The following is a 14,190-nucleotide window of genomic DNA, read 5'->3' on the forward strand; positions in this document are numbered from 1 at the left end:
TGACATAGACCGTGTTAAACCTATTAATATTACAGACTTAGCCTTTATTTGGCGTTATTATTGTTTACGTTTATTTAACCTCGTCCAGCTAAAAAGCATGATAAGAAAAGCTACTCCGATCATTGTCAGCCTACTTGCCTTTTCTCATAGCGCTTATGCCGATGTTTCCTTAAAAATTAAAGGGATCGATGGTGCGCTAGAAGATAATGTGAACGCTTATTTGTCTTCCATTCCTGAAGACGATTATTCCACGTCCCTGCGTTTTCAGGCGCGATTGGAACAAAGTATCACTGAAGCGCTCAATGCGCTCGGCTATTATCATGCGAAAATTTCATACACTATTACGAAAGATAATGATGAATTGATCGTCAATGTCCAACCGGGTGAGCCTGTAAGGGTGAAACTGATGGATGTGGTGATTTCAGGTGAGGCAAACCAAGACGAAGCATTCGTTAAGCTTCTTGAAAAATCACCATTGAAGGTAGGACGCATCTTAAATCAAGGTGAATACGACAGCTTGAAATCAAGTATTCGTAACTTAGCGTTGCAACGTGGTTACTTTAATGGAGATTTCACTTTAAGCCGTCTTGAGGTGGTTCCCGAACTTAACGAAGCGAATGTGCGTCTTCATTATGACAGTGGTATCCGTTATCACTTTGGTTCGGTGGAGATTTTTGGAAGTCAGATTTGGGAAGACCGTGTTGAGTCTCTGCGTCCATTTAAAACTGGTGAACCTTATTTGGTTTCAGAAGTTGGGGAATACAACCAAAACCTGTCTAATACCGATTGGTTTTCGTCAGTATTTGTTGAGCCAGATTTAAGTAAGCTAGACGACGGTCGCGAGCTGCCAATCAAAGTCTCACTTGCCCCCGCAGCGAAAAACCAACTTGAGACTGGTATTGGTTATTCGACCGATACGGGTGTTCGCGGTACGCTGAAATGGAAAAAACCGTGGGTAAGCGCACGCGGTCATAGTTTTGATACTGCTCTTTCTCTTTCCAAGCCTGAACAAACTATCACAGCAGGCTACAAAATCCCTCTTGATGACGTTCTACACGAATACTACCAATTGCAGTTTGGTCTCAAGCATCTTGATAACCGAGATACCGAAAGTTTGGAATCGAATCTTGCGGTAGAACGCCACTGGATCACCGACGGTGGTTGGCATAAGACTTTGTATGTTCGCCACCTGTACGAAAACTTCTCGCAAGGTTTGCAAGAAGATGGTGTGCAATTTGTCTTGCCTGGTGCTTCTTTTTCTCGAACCCGGACCCGTGGTGGTAATATGCCAATGTGGGGGGATAAGCAGAGTGTGACCGTTGAATATGGCGATACTGCTTTGCTGTCAGAAACACGAGTACTGCGCTTGTTAGGACGTACATCTTGGATTCGCGGTATTGGTCAAAACCACCGTGGTTTGTTCCGTTTAGAGGGCGGTGCCAACATTACGGATGAATTTGAAAAACTATCGCCATCACTACGTTTCTTTGCTGGTGGTGATAACAACATTCGTGGTTATGGCTATGAGTCTATCTCACCGAAAGATGCCAGTGGCGCATTGACGGGTGCTAAGTATATGGTGACCAGCACCCTTGAATATCAATACCGTGTCTACGGCAACTGGTGGGGCGCTGCTTTCTACGATATTGGTGATGCATTTAATGAAACCCCAGAATGGAAGGCTGGTGCGGGTGTTGGTATCCGCTGGGCGTCACCGGTTGGTCCGGTGAGCTTTGACTTTGCTTGGGGGCTCGACTCCGAGCCTGATCCAGAATTCCGCATTCACTTCTCGTTGGGGCCTGAACTATGATCAAAACAACTCTGAAGTGGACGAAATGGCTCTCAATCGGTCTGCTGAGTCTATTATTGCTGCTGACGGTTTTTGTTGGCACATTACTTTTCACCCATCCGGGTTTAAAACTTGCGCTGTGGGGGGCAGAGAAAGCCTTACCGCAACTCAAAGTGGAAGAAGTTCAAGGTTCGCTTTTTCCGCGTTTTGCTTTACATAACGTCAGCTTTGTCGATGAATCCTTACATGTCGATGCTAAGGTTGAAAGCGTAACGCTTGCTATCAACTTTCGTTGCTTCTTCGATCCGAAAGTGTGTGTCGATGAGTTGGCACTGCAAGGGGTGAACTTTCAGATGCCAGAGCTCCCTCCGGCATCTGACGAGCCTGAAGAAGAAACGCCACCATTGCGCTCTATCAGTACGCCAGTGCCTATTTTTGTCAATAAAGTCAGATTTAATGATATCAATCTGAATATCTTGGGGAATAAGATTGATTGGCAAGATTTTTCAACCGCATTATCAATGCAAGGTGATCGTTTGGTGATTGCCCCTACGGCATTGAAAACCATCAATGTGGCACTTGCACCAAGTGAAGAGGGTGTGGAACAGCCGCCAGTTCAAGACACGAAAACGAACCATCAAGCTCAAGCTAAAATTGAGCAAGATGCGGAAGTCCAGTCGTCAACATCGGTCAATTCAGACGCGTCTAAAAATCCATCGCAGCAAGGTGCAGAAAATGTTGCTGCTAACAAAGGTTCAAAGTCTGATGAACAGAAGTTAGACGTTAAGCCTGAATCAAATGGTATCGCTCTACCTGAAGTCTGGATTCCGCTCACTATTGAAGCACAGCGCCTCGATATTCATGACTTTAAGTTGGCTGGTGACACACCGGTTATCGTTCATCATTTAGGGTTAGAAGCCAAAGCGGGTGGTGACCAAGTCGATGTCAAAACCCTTGAGCTTGACATGCCGGAAGTGAAAGGGCAGTTAAGCACTCAAGTGACATTATCAGGTGACTACCCAATTCAAGCCCAAATTGACGCATTGGTTGAACAAGCGGATGTAAAAGGTCAGAAATTATCACTGACGGCATCTGGCTCGGTTGGCGATTTATCACTGGATGCCACGTTATCTGATTTGGTGAAAGCCAAGATTCAGGGGCAAATTCAACCCCTTAAGTCCGAGTTGCCGTTTGATATCAAATTGAAAGATGTTGAGGCGCAATGGCCATTGAGTGGTAAGAGTGATTACCAAGTATCGGTCCCGAGTCTTGCAGCGAAAGGCTCTTTACAAGGTTACACGGTTGCCTTGGAAACTAAGGCGTCTGGTAAAGATATTCCAGCAGTTGATGTGGCGTTAAACGGTAAAGGTACTTTAGAACAGATTGACTTAGACAGCTTAGTTGTCAAAACGCTGGGTGGTGAGCTTGCAGGTAAAGTCATGGCGAATTGGGCTGCACCTATCAACTGGCAAGCCGATCTGAACTTAAAAAATATTCAACCGGGCTTACAGTGGGAAGAAGCGGAAGGCGATATCAGTGGTAGCTTGTCGACGTCGGGGTCATTAACCGCACAAGGTGGCTGGCAAGTGAGTCTACCTAAATTGGATATTGACGGTATTTTACGTGGCTACCCTTTGCATATCGAAGGTCAATTAGAAGCCTCAGATAAGAACGGTAAAGGTGAAGATATTCAATTGAACACGCAAGGTTTAGCTTTGTCACATGGTCCCAACTCTTTGCGAGCAAAGGGTAAAATCGACAAACAAATCTTGATGGATGTTGATGTTAATTTCCCTGATTTTGCGAAAAGCGTACCGGATCTTGCTGGTAAGATGAATGGTACGGTTGCTCTTCGCGGCAGTTTGAAACAGCCGGACATTAATTTAGATCTCGCGCTGAACCAGCTGAATTGGCAGCAGCAAGCCAAGGTGGAAACCATCACTCTAAAAGGGGATGTTACACCACTGCCTGCGCCAAAAGCTGATGTTAGCCTAATTGCGAAGAACATCACCTACGACGACATTAAAATTGACAGTGCAGATTTGGAAGTGAGTGGCGATGAAAAGCTACACCAACTGACACTCGACGTGGTTTCAGACATTGTTTCGAGCAGTTTAGAGATCGAAGGCATCTTTAAGCAAAAGCCAGAAATGATTTGGGATGGTGCGCTACGCCGCTTAACGCTGAGCACACCTCAAGGTCCATGGGCATTGCAAAAGTCGACGGCAGTCAAAGTGAACATCGACAAGCAGATTGCTGATGTGCAAGCACACTGTTGGTTACAGTCAAAATCAAGCGTGTGTTTAAGTGAAGACATCAGCGTTGGTAAAAGCGGTGAAGCGAAGTTAGCCATCACTAACTTTGACTTCGACCAAATCAAACAATTCTTACCGCCAGAAACCAAACTGCAAGGTTCTGTGAACGCGAATGCTTTCGCGAAATGGGCGCCAGACATGAAACCGGAAGTCACGGTGAATGTCGATATGCCAAAAGGTCAGGTAGAACAAACGCTAGAACAACCGGTGAAAGTCGGTTGGGAAAGTGTGAGTTTTAAAGCCAAGTTGGCACAAGATAAGCTAGATGCTGAGTGGTTGCTTGATGTAACGGATAACGGTGATTTGTCTGGTAAAGTCGCCCTGAATGATGTGTCGTCCGAGAAGCCGACGATTGACGGTAAGGTGTCGCTATCGACATTCCACTTGGACTTTTTAGCGCCCCTGATTGGCGAATACAGCCTGTTTAAAGCCAACATGAACACTGACCTTGCTCTATCTGGTGATGTGATGCATCCAAAGGTGAATGGTCAGTTCTTGATTGATCAAATGAAACTGCAAGGTGAAGTTACGCCAATTGATATCAATTCAGGACAAGTGGTGATTAACTTTAAAGGTCATCAAGCTGATTTAGATGCTGGGATCATTACGCCAGATGGCAAGCTAGAGATTAAAGGCGATGCTGATTGGCGTGACCTAGAAAATTGGCACACTAAGGCTCGTGTGTTCGCTGAAGAGCTTAAAGTGGATATGCCACCGATGGTGAGAATCAAAGTCAAACCGGATATGACTATTGATGTGACGCCTCAACTTGCCAAGGTCGAAGGCAGTATTAATCTACCTTGGGGACGTATCTTAATTGATGAACTGCCACCAAGTGCGGTTGGTGTTTCAAGCGACACAGTCATTTTGAACAAAGACATGCAGCCTGTTGATGGTGAGCAAGCGTTGCCGTTTAACGTTGAAACCAACATTAACATCAAAATCGGCGATGATTTCCAGTTGTCTGCGTTTGGTCTAAAAGGTGACTTGCAAGGTAACCTCAACGTGACGCAAAAAGACAAAGGTCCGTTTATTGTCGGTGAGGTGAACATCATTGACGGTTCTTATCGCTCATTTGGGCAAGACTTGGTCATCCAAGAAGGTAAGATCATGATGAATGGACCAGCGGATCAGCCTTATGTCTCGATCAAAGCGATTCGTAATCCGGACAACACGCAAGATGATGTGACAGCGGGTGTACGTGTGACTGGTCCTGCAAGTGATCCTACGGTGGAAATCTTCTCTGATCCGGCAATGCCGCAAGCGAACGCACTTTCTTACTTGTTGCGAGGTCAAGATATCGATGCAGAATCGGGCGGTAATGCGATGACGACGACCCTTATTGGCTTGAGTTTAGCTAAGAGCGGTAAAGTCGTAGGTGAAATCGGCGAAGCCTTTGGCGTACAAGATCTGCAACTGGATACTGCAGGTTCAGGTGACGACTCTCAAGTAACGGTGAGCGGCTATATTCTTCCTGGTTTACAGGTGAAATATGGTGTGGGTATCTTTACCTCATTAGGTGAGTTCACAGTGCGTTATCGTTTGATGAAAGACTTGTACCTAGAGGCAGTTTCAGGTGTTGATAGTGCTGTTGACCTGCTCTATCAATTCGAATTCAACTAAACTTAGCTTGTAAGCAGAAGGAGCGGCTATGCAACATTTAGTGTTTGTGTATGGAACTTTGCGCAAAGGAGAGTGCAATCATCACTTTTTAAGCACTGCTGAGTTTCTTGGTCACCATGAAACAGATGCCCAATTCGCTCTGTATGATTTAGGTCCTTACCCGGCTTTGTCGGTCGGACAAAATGCGATACAGGGCGAAGTTTATTTGATTGATAATGACACGCTGCAGGAACTTGATAAGTTAGAAGACGTACCGGTTGAGTATCGTCGAGAAAGCATTACTACACCTTTTGGCCAAGCTTGGATCTACTTGTATCAAGACACTGAGCAGTTGAGTGAAGAGATTGCATCTGGTGATTGGTGTCAGAGAGTGTGAACCATACTCCGCGAGTACGCGTAAGCATTTGTAGTGAAAGTGTATGACTGTCGAATGAGTACTCGATAAAGGGGTATGAAAGTGAGTTTCCGACGGTCTTTTGTATAAGCCTAAGGAGAACTTATGAGATCCATCATCATCGGCGCCATGCTGCTTTTTCTCACCGCTTGTGCGCAAACAAGGTTGCCAGATTCAGTGAACGTAACAGATTGGCAGGACTTCGGTAAGCAATCTGCTCTCGATGGTCTGATTGAATTATCGGAAGACCGTATCGTCAAGCTTGATGATACAAATCGTGCTACACCGGAATTGATCATGGCTTATCAATCTGGTTACCAAGAAGGTAAAAAAGAGTACTGTGAGCAAAGTGCTTATATGCTTGGCGTACGAGATATGCCTTACTTTGGCATTTGTGATGATATTGACCCGTTTTTCAAACAAAATTATGAATCGGGTCGAACTTCTACCGCTGGCGAGTATTAGTCAAAACGATATAACAAAAAAGAGCTGCTAATTTGCAGCTCTTTTGCTTTCTGGCGTTCGCAATTACTTGTTTTGCGCACGCTCGTAAGATTCTAGGATTTCTGCTTTTGCGGCAGCCACATCTGCCCAGCCATCCACTTTCACCCACTTACCTGCTTCAAGCTCTTTGTAACGTTCAAAAAACTGTGTGATTTGGGCTTTGAGTAGCTCTGGAATATCGTCAACATCTTGAATGCCTTCGTACTCTTTTGAGATTTTAGAGTGCGGTACAGCGAAGACTTTCGCATCTTCACCGGATTCATCCGTCATCTTCAATACACCGACTGGACGGCAGCGAATCACAGAACCTGGCATTAATGGGTAAGGGGTCGGAACCAGTACGTCCACTGGGTCGCCATCTAGAGAAAGGGTGTTGTTCACATAGCCGTAGTTACATGGGTAGAACATTGGCGCAGACATGAAACGGTCGACAAATACAGCACCAGTGTCTTTATCTACTTCGTATTTGATTGGATCCGCATTAGCTGGGATTTCAATAACGACATAGATATCTTCAGGCAAAGATTTACCTGCTGGTACGTTGTTTAAGCTCATTTGAATATTCCTTTTCATTGAGGATTAAGCGCTGAGAGGCTTAATCTGGCTAACATTTACGCAGTTCACTTTAACGACAAAAACGCGGCAGGTAAACACCTGCCGCGTTGGACAAAGGTCTGAAATTAGTCTTCTTCGCGATTCAGCTCAAGAAACTCTTCGACTTTGTTCACCATGTTCTTTGAACCCACAAAGAAAGGCACACGCTGGTGCAGTTCGGTAGGTTTCAAATCCATAATGCGGTTTACACCGTCAGATGCCAGACCGCCAGCTTGCTCAATCAAGAATGCCATTGGGTTGCACTCGTACAACAGACGCAGTTTGCCTTGAGGGTGGCTTTGCGTGCTTGGGTACAAGTAAATGCCGCCTTTAAGCAAGTTACGATGGAAGTCCGCAACTAGTGAGCCTATGTAGCGAGAAGTGTATGGGCGACCATCTTCAGGCACATTCTCCTGACAGTACTTGATGTACTTCTTCACGCCCTGCGGGAAGCGGATGTAGTTACCTTCGTTGATCGAGTAGATGTTGCCGTCTTCTGGGATCATCATGTTTTCATGAGAAAGACAGAAGCTGCCAATCGATGGATCGTAAGTGAAGCCGTTTACGCCATTACCTGTGGTGTAAACCAACATAGTAGATGAGCCGTAAATCACGTAGCCCGCTGCCACTTGTTTGTGACCAGGCTGTAGGAAGTCTTCTTCTGTTGGTGGGGTACCAATAGGAGAAACTCGACGGTAAATAGAGAAAATCGTACCGACTGATACGTTCACATCGATGTTTGATGAGCCATCGAGTGGGTCCATTAGTACAACGTATTTTGCGTTTTGGTTGAGTTCTTTGTTGAACGCAACCGCTTCATCTTCTTCTTCACTTGCAACGCCACACACTTGGTCACGTGCTTCGAGTGCTGCTTTGAACTTGTCGTTCGCGTATACATCAAGCTTTTGCTGATCTTCGCCTTGTACGTTTTCCGTACCTACAGCGCCGGTGATATCACCAAGACCTGCCGCGTTAATTTCACGGTTAACAATTTTTGCAGCTAAACGAATGGAAGCTAAGAGAGATGAAAGATCACCGCTAGCGTGGGGGAAATCCGCTTGTTTCTCAACAATGAATTCGCCTAGGGTGCGCAGTCCTGACATGGTTTATCCTTACATTTTTCATTTCGTTGGGGGTGTCGCGCAATGGGGTCATCTCTTTATGGATGTTAAACGATTGCGCTAGATGTAAGTTTATGACGTGGATCTTATTAATGGTAATGAAGTAACCGACTGAGATCTCAATTTATTTGTCTTATTGCATAAGAAGTCTGTCACTTGGTTAATGCTTGGTCAGTCAGTGCTAAGCCCTGTCAGATTTGTGAAAGAGACTGCAAGAACACAGCGAAAGGCTCTCGCTTTTCTGGTGGTTATCACGATAATGAAAGGATTAAAGAACGCATTACAAGGTTAAGTTTATGCACATTCATATCTTGGGTATCTGCGGCACGTTTATGGGCGGTGCGGCAATTTTAGCGCGTCAGCTAGGTCATAAAGTGACGGGTTCGGATGCCAATGTTTATCCACCAATGAGTACCCTGTTGGAGTCTCAAGGTATTGAAATTATTGAAGGCTTTGACCCTTCTCAACTTGACCCTCAACCAGATCTTGTGGTGATTGGTAACGCGATGAGCCGTGGTAACCCATGTGTTGAGCATGTGCTGAATACCAATATGCGTTACACCTCTGGCCCACAATGGTTACAAGAGTTCTTATTGCACGATCGCTGGGTTCTAGCGGTATCGGGTACCCATGGTAAAACCACCACTTCAAGTATGTTGGCGTGGATCTTAGAAGATTGCGGTTACCAACCAGGTTTTCTTGTTGGTGGTGTGTTAGGTAACTTCGGTGTGTCAGCTCGCTTGGGTGAAAGTATGTTCTTCGTCGTCGAAGCAGACGAATATGACAGTGCTTTTTTCGACAAACGATCTAAGTTTGTTCATTACCACCCACGCACACTGATCATGAATAATCTTGAGTTCGATCATGCAGACATCTTTGACGATCTAGAGGCGATAAAGCGTCAATTCCATCATTTGGTGCGTACTGTTCCGGGGAACGGTTTGATCTTGGCTCCGAAGCAAGATCAGTCGCTGCAAGATGTGATCGAGCGTGGTTGTTGGACAGAAAAGCAGTTCTCTGGTGTCGATGGTGATTGGCAAGCACGCAAACTGGTTGTTGATGGCTCGAAATTTGAAGTGTTGCTGCAAGGCGAGAAAGTAGGCGTTGTAGATTGGGAGCTTGTTGGTGACCACAACGTGGATAACGCTTTGATGGCCATCGCTGCTGCTCGCCATGTTGGTGTTGCACCAGAACTGGCTTGTCAGGCTCTTGGTCGCTTTATTAATACCAAACGTCGCTTGGAGCTCAAAGGAGAAGAGCAAGGCGTGACGGTTTATGATGATTTTGCTCATCATCCAACGGCGATTGAACTGACATTGGGCGGTTTACGTAACAAGGTTGGCGAAAAACGTATCCTTGCCGTTTTAGAGCCTCGCTCTGCGACGATGAAGCGCGGCGTTCACAAAAATACTTTGGCGGCTTCATTGCACAATGCTGATGAGGTGTTCCTCTTCCAACCAGACAACATTGATTGGTCGGTACAAGAGATTGCAGACCAGTGTAAACAACCTGCTTTTGTGGATGCAGAGATGGACAGCTTTGTCGCAAAAATCGTAGAGCAAGCGCAGCCGGGTGACCAAATCCTCGTGATGAGTAACGGTGGCTTTGGTGGTATCCACGGCAAGCTTCTGCAACAACTTAAACAAAAAGCTTAATGACATCTATGCAGCAAAAAGTAACCCCTAAAAAAGCCATCACATTAGCACTAACGGGCGCCTCTGGTGCCCCGTATGGGCTTCGTCTTCTTGAATGCTTGGTTGCCGCGGATTATCACGTGTATGTGCTGATCTCTTCGGCTGCACGTGTAGTAATGGCAACCGAGCATGATCTGAAATTACCAAGCGGCCCTGAAGCGGCACAAAAGGCGTTAGTTGAGCATCTCAACTGCAATCCAGATAACATCACCGTTTGTGGCAAAGACGATTGGTTCTCTCCGGTAGCATCGGGCTCTGCTGCACCAAAGCAAATGGTAGTGTGCCCATGTTCTGCGGGGAGTGTTGCGGCCATTGCACATGGCATGTCGGATAACTTGATTGAACGCGCTGCGGATGTGGTAATGAAAGAGCGCGGACAGTTATTACTTGTGGTGCGTGAAACGCCTTTCTCTACGCTGCATCTTGAAAACATGCACAAGCTCTCTCAGATGGGCGTCACCATTATGCCTGCGGCTCCTGGTTTTTATCATCAACCAAAGAGTATTGAAGACTTAGTGGATTTTATGGTGGCGAGAATTCTTGATCACTTGGGCATTGAGCAAGGCTTGGTGCCACGTTGGGGTTATGACCAACGTTGATTGTGTAATCAATAAAAGACCTTTACAATCCATCCAACTCATCGGGGAGCAAACCCATTTGGCATTGACCTTATCAATACCATTGGGTGCTGAGACCTAATCGCTTAACGTTGTTGAGCAAACAGGGACCCGTATTACCTGAACCAGATAATGCTGGCGTAGGAATTGAGTCTGGATATTGGAAGTCCTAGATACCGCCTCAACCCTGTGCCGCTCAACTCATGTTTACTAATGCAAATGGAGAGCGAGCAGTGAAAACCACTCTTAGTCTGATTGCCCTTGCAGCCATCACTTCTACTTCAGCGTTTGCCGCTGAAAACACCCTAACTGTCTACACTTACGACTCTTTCGCTGCCGATTGGGGACCTGGTCCTAAAGTTGAAAAAGCGTTCGAAGCCAAATGCGGTTGCGACGTTAATTTCGTTGCTCTGGATGACGGTGTTTCAATCCTTAACCGCCTTCGCTTGGAAGGAAACAATAGCAAAGCGGATATCGTGTTAGGTTTGGATAACAACCTGATGGCGGAAGCGAAAAAGACTGGGCTTCTGGCTGAGCACAATGTTGATACATCGAAGACGACCTTGCCTAATGGTTGGGATGATAAGACCTTCGTACCGTACGATTACGGCTACTTTGCGTTTGTGTACAACAAGGAGAAGTTGGCGAATCCTCCAAAAAGCATGAAAGAGCTAGTGGAAGAGCGTGATGATCTGAAAGTGATTTACCAAGACCCTCGTACTTCGACGCCGGGTCAAGGTTTGATGCTGTGGATGAAGTCCATCTACGGCGATGATGCGACTCAAGCGTGGAAGCAACTGGCAACGAAAACAGTTACGGTTACGAAAGGCTGGTCAGAAGCTTACTCGATGTTTTTGAACGGTGAGTCCGATCTCGTGCTGTCTTACACGACTTCTCCCGCGTACCATTTGATTGCAGAAGATGATGCGAAATATGCGAGCGCAGATTTTTCTGAAGGTCACTACATGCAAGTAGAAGTAGCGGCTAAGGTTAAAGGCTCAAAGAATGCGGAACTTGCTGATGAGTTTATGAATTTCATCTTGAGTGATGAGTTCCAATCGGCAATGCCAACAGGCAACTGGATGTACCCAGTGACTGACGTTGAATTACCAAAAGGCTTTGAAACCTTAAGCGTACCAAGTAAACCATTGAGCTTTAGTGCAGACGAAGTAGCAAAAATGCGCAAGACTTGGATTCGTGAATGGCAAAGCGCATTGACGTTCTAAGATAGGTTCTACTTTTGAATTCTGTTCCGAAAATAGGGTTAGGGGTCGCGATGATTATCGCGACCTTTGTTATTTCTGCCCTAGGTGCTTTGATTGTCCAAGCGCCTTCTCTTGATGTGTCTATAGTGTGGGGAGATCCATACTATCAGCACGTCACCAAGTTCAGCTTCTACCAAGCTTTCCTCTCTACGATTTTGAGTGTCGGTTTGGCGATCCCTGTGGCGCACGCGCTTTCTCGACGTGAGTTCTATGGTAAGTCTCTACTATTAAAGTTGTTTGCGTCTACCTTAGTTCTGCCTGTGTTGGTCGGTGTATTTGGCTTATTGGCGATTTACGGTAATAGCGGCTTATTGGCTCAATGGCTAAAAAGTATCGACGCTGAGCTGCCGTTTTCCATCTATGGTCTGAACGGAATTTTACTTGCGCATGTGTTCTTCAATATGCCCTATGCGGCGCGCCTACTTTTGCAAGCATTAGAGTCGATCCCCGCAGAGCAACATAAACTGTGTGCGCACCTTGGAATGAGCCATTGGGACAAATTCCGCTGGGTAGAATGGTCACGCCTAAGGCAGCAATTACCACACGTAAGCGGCTTAGTGTTCATGCTTTGCTTTACCAGCTTTGCCACCGTGATGGCGCTGGGTGGCGGACCGAAATCGACCACTATTGAGCTTGCCATTTATCAGGCAATTAAGTTCGATTTTGATCTGCAGGCAGGGGCACTTTTGGCACTATGGCAAATGCTGTTATGTGGCTTGTTAGCAATTGGCGTACAGAAGTTGACGAAGCCAGTATCAGTAAGCGCTGGCAGTACATCAGTACAGCAATATTTAACGAAGGATCATGGGTGGTCAAAAGCTTGGGATAGCTTTTGGATCATAGGTGCCTTTTTACTAGTAATACCGCCACTTTTGATGGTGGTGTTCAGTGGGATCAACCAACAAGTTGGGACGGTATTGACCGATGAGCGTTTTTGGTCCGCGTTGCTTAATTCAATCAAAGTCGCTGTTCTCGCGAGCTCTCTTGCTGTTGCTGCTGGCGTGTCGATTTTACTGACCAGCCGACGTTGGCGATTGCAGTGCAAAAACACTCGCGCCGACCAAATCGAGCTTATCGGAACCATTATCTTAGTAACGCCGGGATTGGTGATCAGTACGGGATTGTTCCTGTTACTACGATCGTTTACCGATGTATTCAGCTTAGCGTTTTTTGTCGTTATTTTGGTTAACGGCTTGATGGCATTGCCTTATGTCATTAAAACTTTATCTCAACCCATGTTGCACATTGAGCAGCAGTACCAGTACGTGTGCGCCAGTTTGGGGATGCGTGGTTGGCAACGATTTAAAGTCGTGGAGTGGCAAGCACTGCGTAAGCCGTTTGCACATGCTTTTGCCATCAGCTTTATGTTTGCGATTGGTGACTTAAGTGCGATCGCCTTGTTTGGCGGGCAAGAATTTAGAACCTTACCGCTGTATTTATTCCAACTACTGGGCAGTTATCAAATGGATGCAGCAGCGGTTGTGTCGGTTACCTTGCTATTACTCAGCGTAGGCTGCTTTGCTGTGATTGAAAAAGTATTAAAAACAAAGGGGAAAGCATAATGTTAGTGTTGGATGATGTTCAGTACACCTATCAACGTGAGCTATTTCGCTTTGATTTAGAGATTAAACGCGGACAAATCGTGTCGCTGATGGGACCGAGCGGTGCAGGTAAATCAACGTTGCTCGCTTTGGTTGCTGGATTCATTAATCCTGACCTAGGCGATATCTTGGTTGATGGCACATCTATCGTGAGTAAAGAGCCGTATCAGCGCCCGTTTTCAATGCTGTTCCAAGAACACAATCTGTTTGCCCACCTGTCAGTAAGGGACAACATTGGTTTAGGGCTGCATCCGGGGTTAAAGCTTACGGCAGACCAAAAGCTTCTTGTCGAGCAAGCAGCAATGCAAGTGGGTGTTGCTGAGTATCTGGACCGTTTACCTGAACATCTTTCTGGCGGTCAACGCCAGCGTGTTGCTCTTGCGCGTTGTTTTGTTCAACCGCATCCAATGTGGTTACTCGACGAACCTTTTTCTGCACTAGACCCAGTGCTGCGTGAAGAGATGCTGACACTGGTTAAACAGTTGGCTGCTGAACGCGGCATTACGGTATTGATGGTCACGCACCATTTGAGTGATGCCAGAGCCATCGCCAGCCACTTTGCTTTTGTTGCTGGTGGTCAGGTAGAAGCGTCGGGTAAAATTCGCGAACTCAATGCTCAACATTGCAGCGAAACATTGAAGGCTTTTGTCAAAGCAGCGAGATAATTAGCCCA

The 14,190-nt window shown here is 46.1% G+C and carries 11 protein-coding genes and 1 riboswitch; of the genes, 9 read left to right on the forward strand and 2 right to left on the reverse strand.

Annotated features, from left to right (window positions below; all coding sequences use genetic code 11):
- The first annotated feature begins 97 nt into the window (after positions 1 to 97).
- The 4 genes from ABMY42_RS16400 to ABMY42_RS16415 all read left to right on the forward strand — a co-directional run bounded on the left by ABMY42_RS16400 (position 98) and on the right by ABMY42_RS16415 (position 6,586).
- Positions 98 to 1,810 carry an autotransporter assembly complex family protein gene (locus ABMY42_RS16400; RefSeq protein WP_009698863.1) on the forward strand — a complete coding sequence of 571 codons (1,713 nt, stop codon included), beginning with the start codon at positions 98 to 100 and terminating at the stop codon, positions 1,808 to 1,810.
- Positions 1,807 to 5,727: a translocation/assembly module TamB domain-containing protein gene (locus ABMY42_RS16405; protein ID WP_349266553.1), complete on the forward strand. Its 3,921-nt coding sequence runs from the start codon at positions 1,807 to 1,809 to the stop codon at positions 5,725 to 5,727. The genes ABMY42_RS16400 and ABMY42_RS16405 overlap by 4 nt, the downstream gene beginning before the upstream one ends.
- 28 nt (positions 5,728 to 5,755) lie before the next feature.
- Positions 5,756 to 6,103 carry a gamma-glutamylcyclotransferase gene (locus ABMY42_RS16410; protein ID WP_005450512.1) on the forward strand — a complete coding sequence of 116 codons (348 nt, stop codon included), beginning with the start codon at positions 5,756 to 5,758 and terminating at the stop codon, positions 6,101 to 6,103.
- Between the two features lie 123 nt (positions 6,104 to 6,226).
- Complete coding sequence (locus ABMY42_RS16415; RefSeq protein WP_005450511.1) at positions 6,227 to 6,586, forward strand: DUF2799 domain-containing protein; 360 nt, start codon at positions 6,227 to 6,229, stop codon at positions 6,584 to 6,586.
- Positions 6,587 to 6,649: 63 nt separating this feature from the next.
- On the opposite strand, the gene ppa is transcribed toward ABMY42_RS16415, so the two are convergent.
- Together ppa and fbp are read right to left on the reverse strand one after the other, a co-directional pair.
- Positions 6,650 to 7,180 (reverse strand): inorganic diphosphatase, encoded by a 531-nt coding sequence (ppa, locus tag ABMY42_RS16420; protein ID WP_009698861.1) that lies wholly within the window; start codon positions 7,178 to 7,180, stop codon positions 6,650 to 6,652.
- Positions 7,181 to 7,305: 125 nt separating this feature from the next.
- Complete coding sequence (gene fbp / locus ABMY42_RS16425; RefSeq protein ID WP_005450509.1) at positions 7,306 to 8,322, reverse strand: class 1 fructose-bisphosphatase; 1,017 nt, start codon at positions 8,320 to 8,322, stop codon at positions 7,306 to 7,308.
- A gap of 314 nt (positions 8,323 to 8,636) precedes the next feature.
- Here fbp and mpl point away from each other — a divergent pair, with 314 nt between their 5' ends.
- The 5 genes from mpl to thiQ all read left to right on the forward strand — a co-directional run bounded on the left by mpl (position 8,637) and on the right by thiQ (position 14,182).
- The gene (gene mpl, locus ABMY42_RS16430) at positions 8,637 to 9,995 is read left to right on the forward strand and encodes a UDP-N-acetylmuramate:L-alanyl-gamma-D-glutamyl-meso-diaminopimelate ligase (protein WP_349266554.1); all 1,359 of its coding nucleotides are present in this window, start codon (positions 8,637 to 8,639) and stop codon (positions 9,993 to 9,995) included.
- Entirely contained in the window at positions 9,995 to 10,633 is a 639-nt protein-coding gene (locus tag ABMY42_RS16435; RefSeq protein WP_005450501.1) for a flavin prenyltransferase UbiX, read from the forward strand. The genes mpl and ABMY42_RS16435 overlap by 1 nt, the downstream gene beginning before the upstream one ends.
- Positions 10,634 to 10,665: 32 nt before the next feature.
- A riboswitch (TPP riboswitch) is annotated at positions 10,666 to 10,815 on the forward strand.
- A 69-nt stretch (positions 10,816 to 10,884) separates the two neighbouring features.
- Positions 10,885 to 11,877, forward strand: coding sequence for a thiamine ABC transporter substrate binding subunit (thiB, locus tag ABMY42_RS16440; RefSeq protein WP_005450500.1), 993 nt, complete (start codon positions 10,885 to 10,887; stop codon positions 11,875 to 11,877).
- Between the two features lie 14 nt (positions 11,878 to 11,891).
- Positions 11,892 to 13,478 (forward strand): thiamine/thiamine pyrophosphate ABC transporter permease ThiP, encoded by a 1,587-nt coding sequence (gene thiP / locus ABMY42_RS16445; protein ID WP_154203229.1) that lies wholly within the window; start codon positions 11,892 to 11,894, stop codon positions 13,476 to 13,478.
- Positions 13,478 to 14,182, forward strand: coding sequence for a thiamine ABC transporter ATP-binding protein (gene thiQ / locus ABMY42_RS16450; RefSeq protein WP_349266555.1), 705 nt, complete (start codon positions 13,478 to 13,480; stop codon positions 14,180 to 14,182). Before thiP ends, thiQ begins: the two co-directional genes overlap by 1 nt.
- Positions 14,183 to 14,190: the final 8 nt, after the last annotated feature.

It is taken from the genome of Vibrio sp. SSH13-20 (genome assembly GCF_040104475.1).
Lineage (GTDB): Bacteria > Pseudomonadota > Gammaproteobacteria > Enterobacterales > Vibrionaceae > Vibrio > Vibrio harveyi.

Bases quoted from the DNA above. Each gene is read 5' to 3' on its own strand.
- ppa (WP_009698861.1), bottom strand. From the start codon at position 7,180: ATGAGCTTAAACAACGTACCAGCAGGTAAATCTTTGCCTGAAGATATC.
- ABMY42_RS16435 (WP_005450501.1), top strand. From the start codon at position 9,995: ATGACATCTATGCAGCAAAAAGTAACCCCTAAAAAAGCCATCACATTA.
- mpl (WP_349266554.1), top strand. From the start codon at position 8,637: ATGCACATTCATATCTTGGGTATCTGCGGCACGTTTATGGGCGGTGCG.
- ABMY42_RS16400 (WP_009698863.1), top strand. From the start codon at position 98: ATGATAAGAAAAGCTACTCCGATCATTGTCAGCCTACTTGCCTTTTCT.
- ABMY42_RS16415 (WP_005450511.1), top strand. From the start codon at position 6,227: ATGAGATCCATCATCATCGGCGCCATGCTGCTTTTTCTCACCGCTTGT.
- fbp (WP_005450509.1), bottom strand. From the start codon at position 8,322: ATGTCAGGACTGCGCACCCTAGGCGAATTCATTGTTGAGAAACAAGCG.
- thiQ (WP_349266555.1), top strand. From the start codon at position 13,478: ATGTTAGTGTTGGATGATGTTCAGTACACCTATCAACGTGAGCTATTT.
- ABMY42_RS16410 (WP_005450512.1), top strand. From the start codon at position 5,756: ATGCAACATTTAGTGTTTGTGTATGGAACTTTGCGCAAAGGAGAGTGC.
- ABMY42_RS16405 (WP_349266553.1), top strand. From the start codon at position 1,807: ATGATCAAAACAACTCTGAAGTGGACGAAATGGCTCTCAATCGGTCTG.